This is a genomic window from Flavobacterium aestivum (genome assembly GCF_026870175.2).
GTDB lineage: Bacteria > Bacteroidota > Bacteroidia > Flavobacteriales > Flavobacteriaceae > Flavobacterium > Flavobacterium aestivum.
In genome coordinates this window covers 3,034,254-3,051,290 of the sequence record NZ_CP113977.2, presented here as the reverse complement: position 1 = coordinate 3,051,290, position 17,037 = coordinate 3,034,254, and the positions used below count along the sequence as shown (strand labels likewise).

The 17,037-nt window shown below is 33.5% G+C and carries 9 protein-coding genes; 2 read left to right on the top strand and 7 right to left on the bottom strand.

Going from position 1 to position 17,037, the window contains the following annotated elements; genetic code table 11:
- Nucleotides 1-75: 75 nt before the first annotated feature.
- The 7 genes from pyrR to OZP08_RS12985 form a co-directional block, all read right to left on the bottom strand.
- Nucleotides 76-615 (bottom strand): bifunctional pyr operon transcriptional regulator/uracil phosphoribosyltransferase PyrR, encoded by a 540-nt coding sequence (gene pyrR, locus OZP08_RS13015; RefSeq protein WP_281322042.1) that lies wholly within the window; start codon nt 613-615, stop codon nt 76-78.
- A gap of 220 nt (nt 616-835) precedes the next feature.
- Nucleotides 836-3,595 (bottom strand): fibronectin type III domain-containing protein, encoded by a 2,760-nt coding sequence (locus OZP08_RS13010; protein ID WP_268846516.1) that lies wholly within the window; start codon nt 3,593-3,595, stop codon nt 836-838.
- Between the two features lie 255 nt (nt 3,596-3,850).
- On the bottom strand, nt 3,851-5,470 hold the full coding sequence (locus OZP08_RS13005; RefSeq protein ID WP_281322041.1) for an ABC-F family ATP-binding cassette domain-containing protein: 1,620 nt from the start codon (nt 5,468-5,470) through the stop codon (nt 3,851-3,853).
- Between the two features lie 458 nt (nt 5,471-5,928).
- Nucleotides 5,929-8,001, bottom strand: coding sequence for a beta-N-acetylhexosaminidase (locus OZP08_RS13000; protein WP_281322040.1), 2,073 nt, complete (start codon nt 7,999-8,001; stop codon nt 5,929-5,931).
- A 120-nt stretch (nt 8,002-8,121) separates the two neighbouring features.
- Entirely contained in the window at nt 8,122-10,062 is a 1,941-nt protein-coding gene (nagB, locus tag OZP08_RS12995) for a glucosamine-6-phosphate deaminase (RefSeq protein ID WP_268846515.1), read from the bottom strand.
- 302 nt (nt 10,063-10,364) lie between these two features.
- Nucleotides 10,365-11,945, bottom strand: a complete 1,581-nt coding sequence (locus tag OZP08_RS12990) for a RagB/SusD family nutrient uptake outer membrane protein (protein ID WP_268846514.1) — start codon at nt 11,943-11,945, stop codon at nt 10,365-10,367.
- Nucleotides 11,946-11,957: 12 nt separating this feature from the next.
- Entirely contained in the window at nt 11,958-15,005 is a 3,048-nt protein-coding gene (locus tag OZP08_RS12985) for a SusC/RagA family TonB-linked outer membrane protein (RefSeq protein ID WP_281322039.1), read from the bottom strand.
- A 281-nt stretch (nt 15,006-15,286) separates the two neighbouring features.
- On the opposite strand from OZP08_RS12985, the gene OZP08_RS12980 reads away from it, so the two are divergent.
- Together OZP08_RS12980 and OZP08_RS12975 are read left to right on the top strand one after the other, a co-directional pair.
- Nucleotides 15,287-16,327: a sensor histidine kinase gene (locus OZP08_RS12980; RefSeq protein WP_281322038.1), complete on the top strand. Its 1,041-nt coding sequence runs from the start codon at nt 15,287-15,289 to the stop codon at nt 16,325-16,327.
- On the top strand, nt 16,317-17,018 hold the full coding sequence (locus OZP08_RS12975) for a LytR/AlgR family response regulator transcription factor (RefSeq protein WP_268846512.1): 702 nt from the start codon (nt 16,317-16,319) through the stop codon (nt 17,016-17,018). The genes OZP08_RS12980 and OZP08_RS12975 overlap by 11 nt, the downstream gene beginning before the upstream one ends.
- Nucleotides 17,019-17,037: the final 19 nt, after the last annotated feature.

Below are 17,037 nucleotides of genomic sequence, written 5' to 3'. Positions count from 1 at the left end.
TGGTTGGTTTACTGCTTATGGTTCCTTTACAGACGAAGTACAAACTATAAACAATAAACTATAGACATTTTTAACTTAATTAGTAACCAAGTAAACTCCGTCTTCCCCATCTTGTTCTACCCAACATACTTTTACTTTTTCACCATTGATTGCATCTACCTGACGACCTCTATAATCGGGTTGTATTGGCAAATCTCTACTAAATCGACGATCAATTAATGTTAATAATTCGATCGCTGAGGGCCTTCCAAAGGACTGTATTGCTGTTAATGCTGCACGAATGCTACGTCCAGTGTATAATACATCATCTATAAAAATGACTTTTTTATTCTCAACTAAAAAATCGATTTGGGTTTTATTGGCTTCTAAAGGCTTGTTTGTTCTACGAAAATCATCTCTAAAAAAAGTAATATCCAAATAGCCTAAAAGAACATTTGGTACTTGATATTCATTCTCTAACAAATCTTTTAAGCGCTCCGCTAAAAAAGTTCCTCTAGGTTGGATTCCAACTAAAATAGTATCCGAAAAATCAAGATGCTTTTCAATTAATTGACAAGCCAAACGGTGCAGAATGATATTGACTTCCTTAGAAGTGAGCAATACTTTTTGATTCATAAGAAGTGTTGTTTGGGATGTAAAAGTACAATAATTTTGTTAATCCTCGAATTCGATTATTTGAAAAATAAAATAGATTTAGGTAGAATTAAAATTTAAAACAAAAAACTCTTATTTAAATAAATCTAAAACACTCCTGGATATACTTTATTTGTTTAACAACAAAAACTCCCGCTATTGACGGGAGTTCTTAAACAAATTTGAACTTTATATTGGGTTGTTATTTTACAATTAATTTAGCTGTAAATAATTTACGGGAATGAATTTTTAGAACATAAGTTCCTTTTGGCAAATCCTGGGTAATTAATGAATATCTATTATTATTTACGTTTTTAGTGGCGTACATCAATTTGCCATCTATACTAAATATTTCTATTTCATCTATTGGATAATCTGACTGTACAATTGTTTGATTGTCTCCATTTGTTGGATTTGGATAAACTTTTAATCCATTGTCAATCTTAAATTCATCCTTACTTAAACTACCTTTCTTTGTTGTACTATCAATAACTTCAAAAACAACTCTATTGGAGACTTCATTATAAGAATCGTTTGTAAACATTACTAAAAAATAACTTCCTGTTTGTGTAGGTAATTCTGCTCCCGTGATATTTTTTGTTCCTTGGGCAAGTCCATTAAAATAAGTGTAACTCACTAATGGATTACTATTGGGATTATCACCTTGATGATAAATTCCCAGCCAGTCTTTTACAATTCCGGGAGCATCTGTCCATGAGGCAGAAATTTGTTCTCCAAGGTCATACACTGGTTTATTTATCCATAATTCAGTAACAATGTCCCCTATTTTGAAAAACACTTTATTACCAATCGGGTTATATCCGTTTTGCAGATAGTATTCTGCATAATAATATCCTTTAGGTAGATTGTTAAATGTTTTAGTTCCCGAAGTGGTCGTAACATATTGCCAGCTCGTTGATGAAGTGCCCGATCCTGGATTAACTCCCATTCTATAAATACCTATCCAATCGTTAGTCAATTGAAGACCATTGCTGAAATTAACCACTACAGGAGAACCTAGAGCATATTCTGATTGGTTGGTACTTAATACCGGAATTGGTCCAACATAAAAATACTTTCTAGATGCAATTTCTGTATAGCCTCCATTTGAAAATATGGCAGCAAAATAACGTCCTTTATTAGCTAATCCGCTTGAGAAATTAATAGAGCCACTGGCACTACCATTGGTATATTGCCATGTTTGGGAAGGAGATGTTCCTCCCGGAGTTTGCCCGTCTTTATATAAGCCTACCCATGTAGATGTACTGGCTGGGGCATCAGTAAAGTTTACTTTTATAGGGGCATTTTGAGCATAATTTTGAGCGTCTGTAACTATTTCTGTATTGACAGTATTACTGCCAGCAATGACAAATCCTTTTGCATCACTCCAAGGCGACCACTCTAAATTTTGATCTCTGTATCTTACCTTTACATAATATTGGCCATTAGGAAGCGCATTCGAAGCCAAATTCATCTTAGTAATATCCACGCCAAGATTAACATTCACTGTTGAATCTTTTTGTGTACCGTATTTACCATACAAATCTTCAAAATCACGATATACTTCTTTCTTTACAATATCGAAAGTTGGAGTTTGTGAAATTAAAAATTGAGTTGTATTTAATAATTCATTTGTTGTTGTACTATATGTAGAACCAGATATAGTTACCGGCAAAGTAATATTGGTGCTAAAATTATTTGTGATGGAAGGTTTTGCGGGTGCAGGTCTGTTTTTATACCTATGAAACACATCCATTAATTGGTTGTTTTTCCTTTTGTTTACGCTTCCGATAGAATAGCTTTCTATATCCATTTTTCCATTTGTTACATCAATATCCACAATTTGATAGATCCAGTTGCAAATTGTTTTTTGAACGTCTTCAAAATCTTGTTCTGTAGATGATCCCCAGTATTGATCCCAAGCAGTACCTCCTGAAATGATGTTGTATGTAGGAGTGTTTTTCAATTGTCCTCTATGATAAAGGTGATGATGTGCACCTATATGCATGGCATATTTTGAGGAGGTTACTAACAAGGGAACGGCAGTATTTCTTACCCATGTAGAGATATCCCCTACATATTGCTCTGCCTGATATGGTCTATGGCTTAATGAAAATATCCACTCTACAGTATTATCTGAATTGGCTGCTGTTAAAACTTGTTGCAACCAGTTGAATTGGGCAGCTCCAGTATGTTCAGAACTTAAGCTGATAAACAATACATTTCCCGCTTGCATTGCATAATAGTTTTCTGTGCCAGATGAAATTCCTTTATACGATAATTCACTGATAAAAAAATGGTCATAATAGGAGTTCATTCCCAAAGTACCATAAGTTTCATGATTACCCACTGTGGTTTGAATTGGAATATTTCCGGAGAGTGCTTTATTCTTTTTAAAATGTACGTTCTCGTAATGGTCTAAAGTACCTACATCTACTTGATCACCTACCATAAAAGTCATGGCAATGTTATCATCCGGAGATAAAGTTGAACCCCATTTTTCTTTTATTTTTCTTTTTGCAGATGCTACTAATGAATCGTATCTTGGTTCGGCTTTTAATTGATTATCTCCCATAATCAAAAACCGAATATGCCCATCTGCTGTTGCTGCTTGACCTGGATTTGGCAATGTTTTAAATGATTTAACCAAAGAAACACTCGTTCCAGTTTTAATTCTATAAAAATATTTTGTGTTTGGAGAAAGGTTAATCAGTTTTGTACTGTGATAGAAATAATTCCCAGGATATCCTGAATCAGTAAATACATTCGTATTTCCTGTAACAGTAACATTCAGATTGCTTGCAGATGTGCCATATTCTACAATCGATTCTGAATTACTGCTTGTTTTCCAACAAACATATATAGAAGTTGGTGTTACATTTTGCAAATAGGGATCAAGGTTTTGGGCTTTACATATCAAAGTGACTAATGATAGTAATACTAAAAAGTAGGTTTTTTTCATTGTATATTTGGTTGTTTATTTGAGTTAACTCAAAATTAACACCTTGATAATCAATGAATTTTAAGAAAATGTAACTAATTTCTTAACATCTTTATCTTTTTGTAAATTTTACGTAAACTTATTGCTCTTCAATTTTAATTCAATTGTCAACTTCAAGATTTTACGTTTGATTTTTGGATTGATTCTTAATTTATACAAACAAAAAAACTCCCGCATATAGCAGGAGTTTTTTGTTATTAAATATTGTGAAGTATACTAAACAGTGTACATTTTCTTTCTTTGTTCTTGAATTTTCTCATCATCCAAATACTCATCAAAAGTCATATAACGATCGATAACTCCGTTTGGTGTTAATTCAACCACACGGTTACCAACAGTTTGAGCAAATTCATGGTCATGTGTGGTAAAAATAACCGATCCTTTATAATTTTTCAATGAATTATTGAAAGCGGTGATAGATTCCAAATCTAAGTGATTGGTTGGTTCGTCTAACATCAAGATATTAGCTCTTTCCATCATCATTCGAGACAACATGCAACGAACTTTTTCTCCTCCTGATAATACACGGCTTGTTTTTAAAGCTTCTTCACCTGAGAAAATCATTTTCCCCAGGAAACCTCTAATATAAACTTCATCACGCTCTTCCTCTGTTTTTGCCCATTGACGTAACCAATCCACCAATGTCAAATCGTTTTCAAAAAACGAGTGATTTTCTGCTGGCAAATACGCTTGGTTTGTGGTAACTCCCCAATCAAATTCTCCTGAATCAGCTTTTTGATTTCCATTTAATATTTCATAAAAGGCTGTCGTAGCACGTGAATCTCTTGAAAAAAGGACAATTTTATCACCTTTGGCCATATTCAAATCTACTCCTTTAAACAAAACCTCTCCATCGATAGAAGCACTTAAGTTTTGTACGTTCAGGATTTGATCTCCAGCTTCACGGTCTTGATCAAAAATAATAGCAGGATAACGACGGCTAGATGGTTTGATTTCGGCTATATTCAATTTAGAAATCATTTTTTTACGGGAAGTAGCTTGTTTAGATTTAGCCACGTTCGCACTAAAACGACGAATAAATTCTTCTAATTCCTGTTTCTTTTCTTCGGCCTTTTTGTTTTGTTGAGCACGCTGTTTAGCCGCTAATTGACTAGACTCATACCAAAAAGTATAATTCCCTGAATAATGATTAATTTTATTAAAATCAATATCAGATATGTGTGTACAAACTGAATCTAAAAAGTGTCTGTCGTGAGAAACTACAATTACGGTATTTTCATAATTTGCTAAGAAATTTTCTAACCAGGCAATTGTTTCAAAATCCAGGTCATTGGTAGGCTCATCCATAATAAGTAAATCCGGATTTCCAAAAAGAGCTTGTGCCAAAAGCACACGAACTTTCATTTTCCCTTCCAAATCACTCATTAAAGTATAATGGTTGTCTTCTGTAATTCCAAGATTGGATAACATAGATGCAGCGTCAGAATCAGCATTCCATCCGTTCATCTCTTCAAACTGCACTTGTAACTCCCCTATTCTATCTGCATTATCATCATTATAATCTAAGTAAAGTTCATCCATCTCTTTTTTAACGGCATACAAAACTTTGTTACCCATCAAAACAGTTTCAAGTACTGTATGTTCGTCAAACATATTGTGGTTTTGGTTTAAAACCGACATACGTTTTCCTGGTTCCAAATGAATATGTCCCGAAGTTGGGTCCATATCACCTGCTAATATTTTAAGAAAAGTTGATTTTCCAGCACCATTGGCTCCAATAACTCCGTAAACGTTTCCGTGTGTAAAGGTTGTATTTACTTCGTCGAACAAAATTCGTTTGCCAAACTGAACTGATAAATTATTAACTGTTAACATAAAGATCTCTTTATTAATTTTCCGCAAAAGTACAAAAAATGTCTGTTTTTCTTTATTCTAAACATCAAATTTATAATCAGAATTATCCTTACAAAAAAACCTGACATAATGTATCAGGTTTGTAGTGTCAGATTCTTTAAAAATAACCAGTTAAAAAGAAATCATATGCTTATTCAAAATACAAAAAAAATGAGGCTTAGGCACAAACTCTAAAACTTCATTTTAACCTCTTAACCCTATATTTTATTTAACTTTCTTCACATTAAAAAGTCAAGCAACCGATAATCTTAATACTTGTCAAAAAAAAAAACCTGATAACTATAACTACATAATTATCAGGAAAAAAAATGATGATTTTCTAAAAGAAAAAAAACATTAACTCAAAATAAAAACTTTATCAAAATATAAATAACCAAACTTTATCTTAACAATAACTACTTTTATTTTTATCTTTTTTTTTAAGCTTGAACTAGCTTTTTTAAGCTATTATATATTGCCAATTCAACATCGGCATGTGCTTTTGTATTGCATTTCTCCAGTAAGTCATTTAATACTGAAGAATCTGGATTTTGCTTTTTATCTATTTTCAACAATAGTAATTCAGACAAATCATTTAAATTCTTGGAAAGTGGCAAAATTGGCTGAATAAGTGGTGCATTATTACTTAACTGAATAAGATCAGTATTCATTTTAATCCATTTATTCAAATAACCAACTACAACATTTTGATTATCATTTGATTTATCTTTAATATATTTTGTAACAGCTAAATCAAATTCTAAAGCATCTGATGCGTCTGGTGTACAAACATCTGCAAACAATGTCAGTGGTGAATACATTTGATATTCTGTACCTCCTTTATTTCTAGAATACTTTTTGAGAGGCTCACAAATATTTGAAAAATCTTCTAAGGCAACATACTTTTGATTATTACTAACGTTTCTTAACAAAGCTTCTTTGCTTTTGATGTGGGTTAAACCGAGTTCTTCTAACCTAAAAGAAACTGTTTTTAATCTTTTGCGCAAGCTATTGATATCTGTAACTGATTTATCAGACCATAACCTTTCGGCTATTGCCGCAGTTCTTGGCCATATTCTGGAATCAATGGTATTTGATGTCGCCAATTCTGACCACATTGTTGCTTCGCCCCCTAAAATTCTGGTCTTTTCTTCTTCAGTAAACGAAACATTATTTGGCATTGGGTCTACAACATAATGGTCTTCAACCCCAAAAACCAAATCAACGTAATAGCCATTAGAAAGTACAGTTTTATATCCATTTTTTACTGCATCAACTAGTGATTGTCCAGCTGGAACACCTTCGTTTGGACCTTTCCAAGCATGAATAATCGCCGACTTAGACATATTTTTGGTCATAATTTCTTCCCATCCCATTAATTCTTTATTGTGCTTTTTGAGCATCGGAATCAATTGCATCGTAAAATACGTTTGCAGCTCATGATTGTTTGCCAGATTATGTTTCTTTTTGAATTCTTGTATTTTAGGATTCGAATCCCAATCTTTTCCTTCGTTTTCATCTCCTCCTATATGAAAATATTTCCCTGGAAACAGTGGGCAAATTTCATCAAAAAACTCATTTAGTAACTGATATGTCTTAGGATTTGACGGGTCTAATGTTGGTGAAAAAATACCAGCATTTCTTTCGACTGTATACGTTTGTATCTGAACTGACTGTTTGCCGTTCTCTGTAGAATTTGAGTTCATTGTTACAACCTTGCTTCCTATCTCTGGATAAGCCGTAAGTATGGCTGATCCATGACCGGGAACATCTAATTCCGGAACTACCAAAATTCCTCTATCATCAGCATATTTTACTATACTTTTAATCTCTTCCTGAGTATAATAATATCCATCCGAAGCCATTTGAGTCAGTTTTGGATGTTTTTTCATCTCAATTCTCCATCCTTGATCATCTACTAAATGCCAGTGAAAAACATTCATTTTTACTGCAGCCATTCCATCAATGTTTCTCTTTACAACATCAACCGGCATGAAATGTCTTGATGCATCCATCATCAGTCCTCTCCATGTAAACCTAGGAAAATCAGAAATTTTCACATTAGGAAAATAATAGGAATTACTGTTGTTTTGCAACAATTGCAATAATGTTTCTAAACCATGTAATGCCCCTAAATCTGTTGTAGCATTAATGGTTATTTTATTTCCGGTAATTACGAGTAAGTAACTTTCATCTTCATACAATTCTATTTTCCCGCTTCGTACACAATTTATTTGCAATTGAGCAGTAGGTTCTTCGTTCGTTTTTGTAATAAACCCCTGATTGAAAAACATTCCTGTTCTACCATCCAATCTTCTTAAAAAATTTGTTGCACCAAGAAATATTCTTGAATTTGGTGCACCGGTAATGTTTACTTTGAACTCTTTTGTCAAAGCAAAAGTGCCTTCTGTTAGTGTTAAATTTTGTGGCCACGGCATAACATCTAGTTGCTCTTTTTTTATTTGAGCAAAAGAGATAAAGGAGGTAAATAGAAAGATTATTAGGTATTTCATTTTTGTTTTTACAGTTAATTGACAGTCTAATATTGGGGTTTAAAAAAAGTACGAACCAAAATCAAAAAATGATTTTTAATGAATTCGATTCTGTACTTTCAAAACAAACTCAACTCTTTTTTAATATTCAAAACGTTTAAAAGCTTCAATAGCTTCATACTCGGCAAGACCTAAATCATCATATATCCTTGCGGTGTTTTTGTTACGGTCTTCGGCTCGTACCCAAAATTCTCTGGCATCATTTCCTTGAAACATTACTCTGTCTTTTTGTGATTGGTGACATAAAATGGCTTGTCTTTTTATTAAAACTTCATCTGGACTCAGCGGAACTGCCATGTCTATATCATGAACATCCCATTCGTGCCAAGCCCCTCTGTACAACCACAACCAACAATCATTCATGTAGGATTCTGATTTTAATTCCCCCATTGCCGCAAATATGGCATTCAGACATACTTCATGCGTTCCGTGTGGATCGGCTAAATCTCCTGCTGCAAATACCTGATGTGGTTTTATTTGTGCAATGATATCCTTTACAATGGCAATGTCTTCCGCCCCCAATGGATTCTTTTGTATTAATCCGGTTTCGTAAAACGGTAAGTCCAGGAAATGTACGTTTTCATCTTTTAGTCCAATATACCTAACTGCGGCATAGGATTCTCTTCTTCTAATTAAACCTTTCAATTTGCGAACTTCCAAGGAATCCATTTCACCTTGTGTTTTGGCATTTAGGGTATCAATAACCGATTGAAAATTTATCCCAGTTTGATTTTCTCCCACAAAATCATTACAGACTTCCGCAAATTTTAATGCTTCATCATCTGTAACGGCTATATTCCCTGATGTTTGATACACCACATGTACATCATGCCCTTGCTTTATTAATTTAGCAAATGTTCCTCCCATAGAAATCACGTCATCATCCGGATGTGGGCTAAAAAGTATTACTCTTTTCTTTGCCGGTGTTGAGCGTTCCGGTCTGTTGGAATCATCTGTATTGGGTTTTCCTCCTGGCCATCCTGTTATGGTATGCTGCAAAACGTTGAACATATTGATGTTCAAATCATAGGATGAACTTCCTCCTGCTGCCAATAAATCTGACATTCCGTTGTTGTTGTAATCTCTATCCGTTAATTTTAGTATCGATTTGTTGCTATGTTGGCATAACCAAACTATCGCTTTGTTTTTTAGTTGTTCTGTCCAGATACATTCGCCAACCAACCATGGGGTTTCCAAACGTGTTAATTCTGAGGCAGCACCTTCATCTAATACAAAAGTGGTATTCTTATGATTCTGCAAAAAGGTCGCTGGTACCTCAGAACTAATCTCGCCTTGGATTGTTCGTTTTATTATCGATGCTTTATTTTGTCCCCAAGCCATCAATACTATTCTTTTAGATCTAAGGATTGTAGAAACTCCCATGGTTACGGCTTTTTTAGGAACATTTCCGATTCCGTTAAAATCTCCCGAAGCATCTACTCTTGTTATATGATCCAAAGTAATGATACGAGTTCCCGAGTTGATGTGTGAACCTGGCTCGTTGAATCCTACATGTCCTGTACGCCCTATTCCCAGTAATTGAAAATCTAGTCCTCCTGCACTTTTTATCTTCAATTCATAATCTACACAAAACTGGTTCAAATCCTCAATGGCTACTGTTCCGTCTGGAATATTGACATTTTCAGGTTTTATGTCTACATGATTAAAAAGGTGTTGATGCATAAAGTGGTGGTAACTCTGGTTACTTTCCTTTGGCATTGGGTAGTACTCATCTAAGTTAAAAGTTACAACATTGGCAAAACTTAATCCTTCTTCTTTATGCATACGAACCAATTCCTGGTATACTTTTATAGGAGATGAGCCTGTTGCCAGTCCTAGTACGCAGGTTTTGTTTTTGGCTTGTTTGGAACGGATTAAATCTGCAATTTCATGAGCCACAACAATGGAAGCTTCTGCTGAATTCTTAAAAATTACATTGTGTATTTTTTCAAAACGGGTTTCTTCAAACTGTCCAGCTGTCTTAAAGGTTATGTCTTTTTTAAAAATTGATGTAGTAATCATAACTTGTATATTTTATATATTAATTTTTATTTTACTTAAAAAATAAAATGTTTTATTCAGTTTAATGTCTCTTAAAATACAGCAGTGATTGCTATATAAATCAGAGTGATTGGTACAAATACCTTGTAATTAATTATAATCTCATTTTTATTCTGCCGCTTCTTCTATTCTCTCATTTCTAACCCCTTTCTTCAACCTTCTTACTTTGTATTCTCTCTTATGTTTTTATTAAAACCAGACAGATTTTCATCTGTCTGGAGTAATAAAAAAAAAACAATTATCTATTCAACTAATATCAATTCTTAGAAATTTCCTGCTGTGGTATCCCACCAAAGTCTGGTTCCACCATTATCAGGTCCTCCTAATTTAGAAAGTCCTGTTGCAACACCTCCTGGGTTACCATCTTTTTCAGACTGTACAAAGTTTACCCTACGAGGACCAAATTCTGTAGTGATTGTTCCTCCGCTGGTATTATGCAATACTCTGAACAGTTTAGGATATCCAGTTCTTCTGTATTCAGACCAAGCTTCTTGACCCTCTGGGAAGTTAGCAATCCATTTTTGAGTGATGATTTTTTGCAGTTTCACTTCATTTATAGCGGCTTCGTCCCAAGCAATAGTTACTTTATTTACTGCAGCTCCATTATTAGCAGCGTCTTTAACATCAACAAAATCTTTAGCCATTTTTACGTTGTCTGTAATGTAAGTAGCTGCACCAGAAGCGCCATGTTGTGCAAATGAAGTTGTTATACCAGCTTCGTATAAAGATTGAGCAGTTCCTCCCATATTCCATCCTCTTAATGCTCCTTCTGCTCTTAAGAAATATACTTCGGCTGTAGTCATTAACACTTTTTCATTTGAGCCTACAATTGAACCTATTTCAGACATACCCGTACGATCTGACTTAGCAATCATATTTATACCTGTACGGATTCCTCTGTATTCACCAGGAAAATCAGCAGATTCCTTAAAGTATTTAGCAAGTCTTGGGTCTGAATATCCATTCATAATAGACTCCATATCTGCAGACATTCTAATATCACCCCATGCAGATGAGATTGTTAAAATTGGATCAATGTAATTTGGGATAATCACTTTGGCGATATCAGCATTTGTTGTCATTACACCAAAAGGATGGGCGATTGCCTTTTCAGCTTCTGTTTTTGCCAAAGCCGGTTTGATTTTTACAATTCTCATGGCTAAGCGTAAACGCAATGAGTTGGCATATTTCACCCATTTTTTGTAATCACCTCCATAAGCACTCATATCTGTACTCACAAAAGTTGAAGCCTCTCCTGCGTTTACTCTTTTAGTTAATTCAGCTACTGCAAAATCAAGTTCAGAAAACATTTTAGTATATACTTCTTCTTGTGAATCATAAGGGATTGTAGCATTTGTAGTCCCGAATTGAGAATATACAATTGGTCCAAATACATCTGTAACCCTATGCATTCCTTCTACTTTCAAAATCAATGAAATAGCATAAAACTGATCGTATTTCCCTTTGGTTCTTTGCTCGATTTTAAGCGTATTTGCCATTACGTCTGTGTAAGGCAAACTCCAGATAAAACCATTCCACCCATCAACATAGTTATAATTTGAGTTATCTCCTGCAGCTCCTTTAAAAGGTGTTGGAGTAGCCATATAACCAGACCATATATCAGCATTTAGGTTTTGTTGCAATTGGTATTTCCAGTGTGTTGTATTGAAAATCCCCGTAAACACGGTGGTAAAAGGAACTCTTACATGGTTAAAATCTTGCTCAAGATCCTTCGCAGTAATCCCAGTCGGGTTCGTATTCGTTTCGTTGAAATCGCTTGTACAACTTACTGCTGCTAACAAAGAAGCACATATAGCAGTTGTTTTTATTTTATTTAGTATCATGATGATATAATATTAGAAAGTTACATTTAAATTAAGACCGATACTTCTTGTAGATGGCGCTGCATATACATCAATCCCTTGTAAACCATTACCTGTACTCAAAGAAATATTTGGGTCAAATGGTGCGTCTTTATAGAAAAAGAATAAATTTCTACCTACTAATGATAAATTAGCTGCTTTGAAAATTTTACTGTTTTTAATATCAAATGTATATCCAATAGCCAATTCTCTTAAGCTCACATTTGTAGCATCATAAACATACTCTCCTGTTATACCAGCTCTACCTCCTACTTGGCTATAGTAACTTTCAGCATCATATTTTCCTGCATAAGCCTGTCCTGCTTTTGTAGTTCCCGGAGCATAAACTGCATTAACATCTACACCTCCAGCAGCTCTAGCATCTCCAGTTGTTCTTGAAACACCAAATTGATCATTTACAGCTTCAGTCAAGCTCATTACATCTCCTCCAAAACGTCCATCAATGGTGAAGTTCAAGAAGAAATTATCGTATTTGAATGAGTTAGTAAATCCTAACATAAAATCCGGATTCGCATTTCCTACCTCTTCAAATTCCGTTTTTTGGAATGAACCATCTTCATTCAGTAAAATTCTACCCTGAGTATCTTTCTTAAAGTTTATCCCTTCAATAACTCCAAACGGACGACCATTAATTAATGAATATCTATAACTGTTTACACCCGGTTGAGTCAAAATAACTGATCCTCCTAATTCTTCTGGTAATCCTGAAACCTCATTGTTGTTTTTTGAATAGTTTACCGTTGCGTCCCATTTAAACTTATCATTATCAATAATTCTGGCATTCAATAATACTTCAAAACCATTATTTTTAATCACACCACCATTGTAAGCATAATTTTGGTATCCTTCTGGGTTTGTAGCCGGAGCAGGAATGGTAAGCAATTGATCTTTGGTTTTGTTATTATAGTACGTTAATTCTATTCCGAATCTATTATTTGCAAATCTCCATTCTGTACCTAACTCATAAGAATCTTGGCTTTCAGGTTTCAAATTTGTACCAGGTCTTGGTCCAACTGTTGGATTGATGTTCTGTGGATTTGTTGCTACATATACAGATGTTGGTGATGTGTAAAACGCTGGAACGTCATTACCTACTTGTGCATATGAAGCACGAACTTTGGCAAATGAAATTGATTCTGGCATTTTTATCATTTCACTCAAAAGTGCTGTAACACCTACTGATGGATAAAAGAAAGACATATTACCTGTATTCGCCAATGTAGAAGACCAATCATTGCGTCCTGTAACATCTAGATACAACATATTTTTGTAACCAAAAGTTGCTGCTGCAAAAATGGATTGTTGCTCTCTACGGAATCCGTAATTTTGATAATTACCTGTATTTGAATTAAAATTATGAAGTGTAAACCAGTTTGTAATCCCTAAACCTGATGGATCAGAATCTAAAACGGTTTCATCATTGATTGATGTTTTTGTAAAACTGGTACCTACGTTTGCAAAAAAGGTAAGATCATCAGTAATTTTAGTATTGATGGTAGCAATTAAATCACCATAATTTTGAGTACTCACGTCAGTAATATTGATATATCTACCATTTGCGTGAGACAATGTTCCTTGAGTAGAAGCGTAAATTTGTTTATCAAATTCTGAAGTAACTCTATCATAATTATATCTGGATCCAACAGATAGCCAGTTATTGACTTTGTAATTCAATCCAACAGATCCATTCATATATTGATTGCCATCTTTAGATTTATTACGGTTCAATCCCCAATACGGGTTTTGTTCAATATCTCTGTCAGTCATCCAATTTTGAACCATCATATTTCTGGCAGGATCAAACTTTTCGAAATTATTTTTATAATATTCGAAATCATTACCTCTTGGCATTAAGTAAAGACCTGTAAGCGGGTTAAAATACAAACCACTAGTTGGTCTGTTGGTTACATATTGTGAAGTATAATTTGCATTAGCATTAACAGTCAATTTATCTCCGAAAAATTTACCCATTTGTCTAATGCTAAAGTTATTCTTGCTCAATTTATTAGTTGGTAATACTCCATTGGCAGAAGTATTGGCATACGATATATTAGTAGCAGAATTTGAAGAACCTGTAGAGAAACTAAAAGAAGATATTTGAGTTACTCCTGTATCAAAAAAGTCTCTTGTGTGATCTGGTGTACTTTGTGCAGCTCCCCATGACTCATCAGCTCCTGGTTTAGCGATGTATGAGGTTTGAAATTTAGGCAAATAAGCTGCCGTTTCTACTGTTGTATTAGAAGAAACTCTGAAAGTAGAAACTCCTTCTTTAGCTTTTTTAGAAGTTAATAAAACAACTCCTCTAGCACCTTGACTACCATACAAAGCAGTTGCAGAAGCACCCTTAAGTACTGTCATCCCTTCAAAATCATCTGGATTTAATAATCCTATTACATCTCCTCCATCACGGTTACCACCTTGAGTAGAACCAAATGAATCGTTTGGTTGTATAGAAGATATATTCAGCATTGGAACTCCATCAACAACATATAATGGGTTGTTATTTGTAGTAGATGAGTTTCCTCGTATAGTAACTTTTGTAGAACCTCCAGTACCACCAGCACTTTTAGTTACTGCAACCCCGGCAATTTTACCGGCAATCGTATTCATAAGGTTAGGGTCTTTTGCTCTAACTAGCTCCTCTCCTTTTAATTCTTGTGCAGAATAAGTCAAAGATTTTCTGGATTTTTTGATACCCAATGAAGTCACAACAACTTCTGTCAAAGTTGTAGAAGCAGCTTCTGCTAATTGAACATTAACCGTTCCAGATTCTCCTACAACAACGCTTTTGGTTTCATATCCCATGTACGAAATCACCAAAGTTTCCCCAACTTTTGCGTCGATAGCAAAAGTTCCGTCAAAACTTGTAGATGCTCCATTCTTCGTCCCTTTTACATTAATATTTGCTGCAGGTAGTGGGGCGCCCTTTGCATCAGAGATAAAACCCTTGATTGTTTTTACCTGAGCAAGAGAGACTTGCGCGGTAATAACAACCATTACGATTAGAAAAATTTTTTTCATTTTTAAATTGTTTTTTGTTAGTTATACTGTAAATTTAGACGGAAGGTGTTTTCTAAAAAAAAAAATTATACCAACAACAATGTTTTTTAAACAAACGACAGAATTTGAACTACAAAGCGTTTTCCGAAAACGTTTTCTGGATAAGTTTTAGGATTTTTTTAACTTTTTAAGCGATATAATTCCATTAATAAGCACAAATTGTTTAATGTTGCAGTAAAATAATTCGAGTGCTTAATTGATTATAGATTTCTAATTCCATTGTATCGCTTAAAAGTCCAAAAATGAAAAAATTAAATCTTGATATTAAAATTCAATATCATTTATGGTTTTGGGGAGTCTATTTTTTACTTAACTTTTTGCGTTGGGGTGCCTATTTTAATGATTATGGGTATTCCTTTAAATCAAACTTGATCGAATTCAGTTTGCACATTCCTTTAGTATACTTTAATATATATGTACTTGGACCAAAATACATACTTGAAAGTAAATATTTAAAATACACTACATCACTGTTTTTTAGCTTATTAGTTGTCTATGTTTTAAAAACAGGTTTAACCTATTTTATTATATCAAAAAATATTTGGCCGGAAGCCAATAGAGATTATCATCCTTTTGATATAAACCACATTGTAGCAGTTTGTATTGGGGAAATATACGTTTTAGCAATTGCCACTTCTATCTATCTTATGCTAACCTGGCTAAAAGAAAGAGAAAGAAACAGGGCTATAATGGAAAATCAGAATAAAATCAAATTAAAATATTTGAAAAACCAGATTCAGCCTCATTTCTTTTTCAATACCTTAAATAATTTATATGCCTTGTCACTAGAATCATCAGACAAAGTTCCTGATGTAATTATAAAACTATCCAATTTGATGGAATATGTATTATACGATATAGAAGGATCTAAGTTTGTACCATTGATAAAGGAAATAGACTATATTCAAAATTATATTGAAATTGAAAAACTCCGCTTTGAAAATGTTGAGGTAAGAATAAATCTTGAGTCTGACATAGATACGGTCAAAGTTCCTCCTTTATTATTCATTTCTCTAATAGAAAATGCGTTTAAACATGGTGGTGTAAATAATGAAAGGCTCAAAATTAAAATAAACATTAGGATACGAAACGGTATGCTTGAATTTGAAATATTAAATAATTTTGTATTTTCACAAATAAAAAAGAGTAAAAAAGGAATAGGTTTAACTAATACCAAAAAAAGATTAAAACTAATTTTTAAAAATAATTTTAATCTAATTCAAAGCGTAAAATTTAATTTTTACATCATTACTTTACAAATACCATTATACAATGAAGATTAAATGTGTGCTTATTGACGACGAACCATTGGCTATAAAAGTATTGCTCAATTATTTTGAAAATTTTTCAGATTTTGAAGTAATAGGTACATTTAACAATCCATTGGAAGGACTCGAATTTATAAATACCAATAGTACTGATGTTGTTTTTCTAGACATCAATATGCCAATGATGACTGGATTTGAGTTAATTAGTCTTCTCGAAAAAAAGGCTCGAATAATTATTACTACCGCTTTTAGGGAATTTGCTGCAGAAAGTTATGATCTGGAGGTTCTTGACTATTTGGTAAAACCAATTCCTTTGCCACGATTCATTAAATCTATTCATAAAATTGAAGCCGATTTTAATCTAAAAAATAATATTAAGATTGATAATCATCGTATTGAACCTCATATTTTTATCAAAGTAGATAAAAAAATGGTTAAAATAAATATTGATGAAATTCTTTTTATAGAAGGAATGAAAGAATACATCAAAGTGGTAACTACTGATAAAACTTATATTACACACAAGTCTTTGACATCATTGACAGAAGAAATGCCAGCTGATAGATTTATGAGAATTCACAAATCTTACACGATTGCATTAGATAAAGTAAAATCAATAGAAGGCAATCGAATTCATATACACTCCTACACTATTCCTATTGGAAGAAATTATAGTAAGGATGTAAAAATTAGAATACTCGAATAAAAAAATTCAATTATAAATT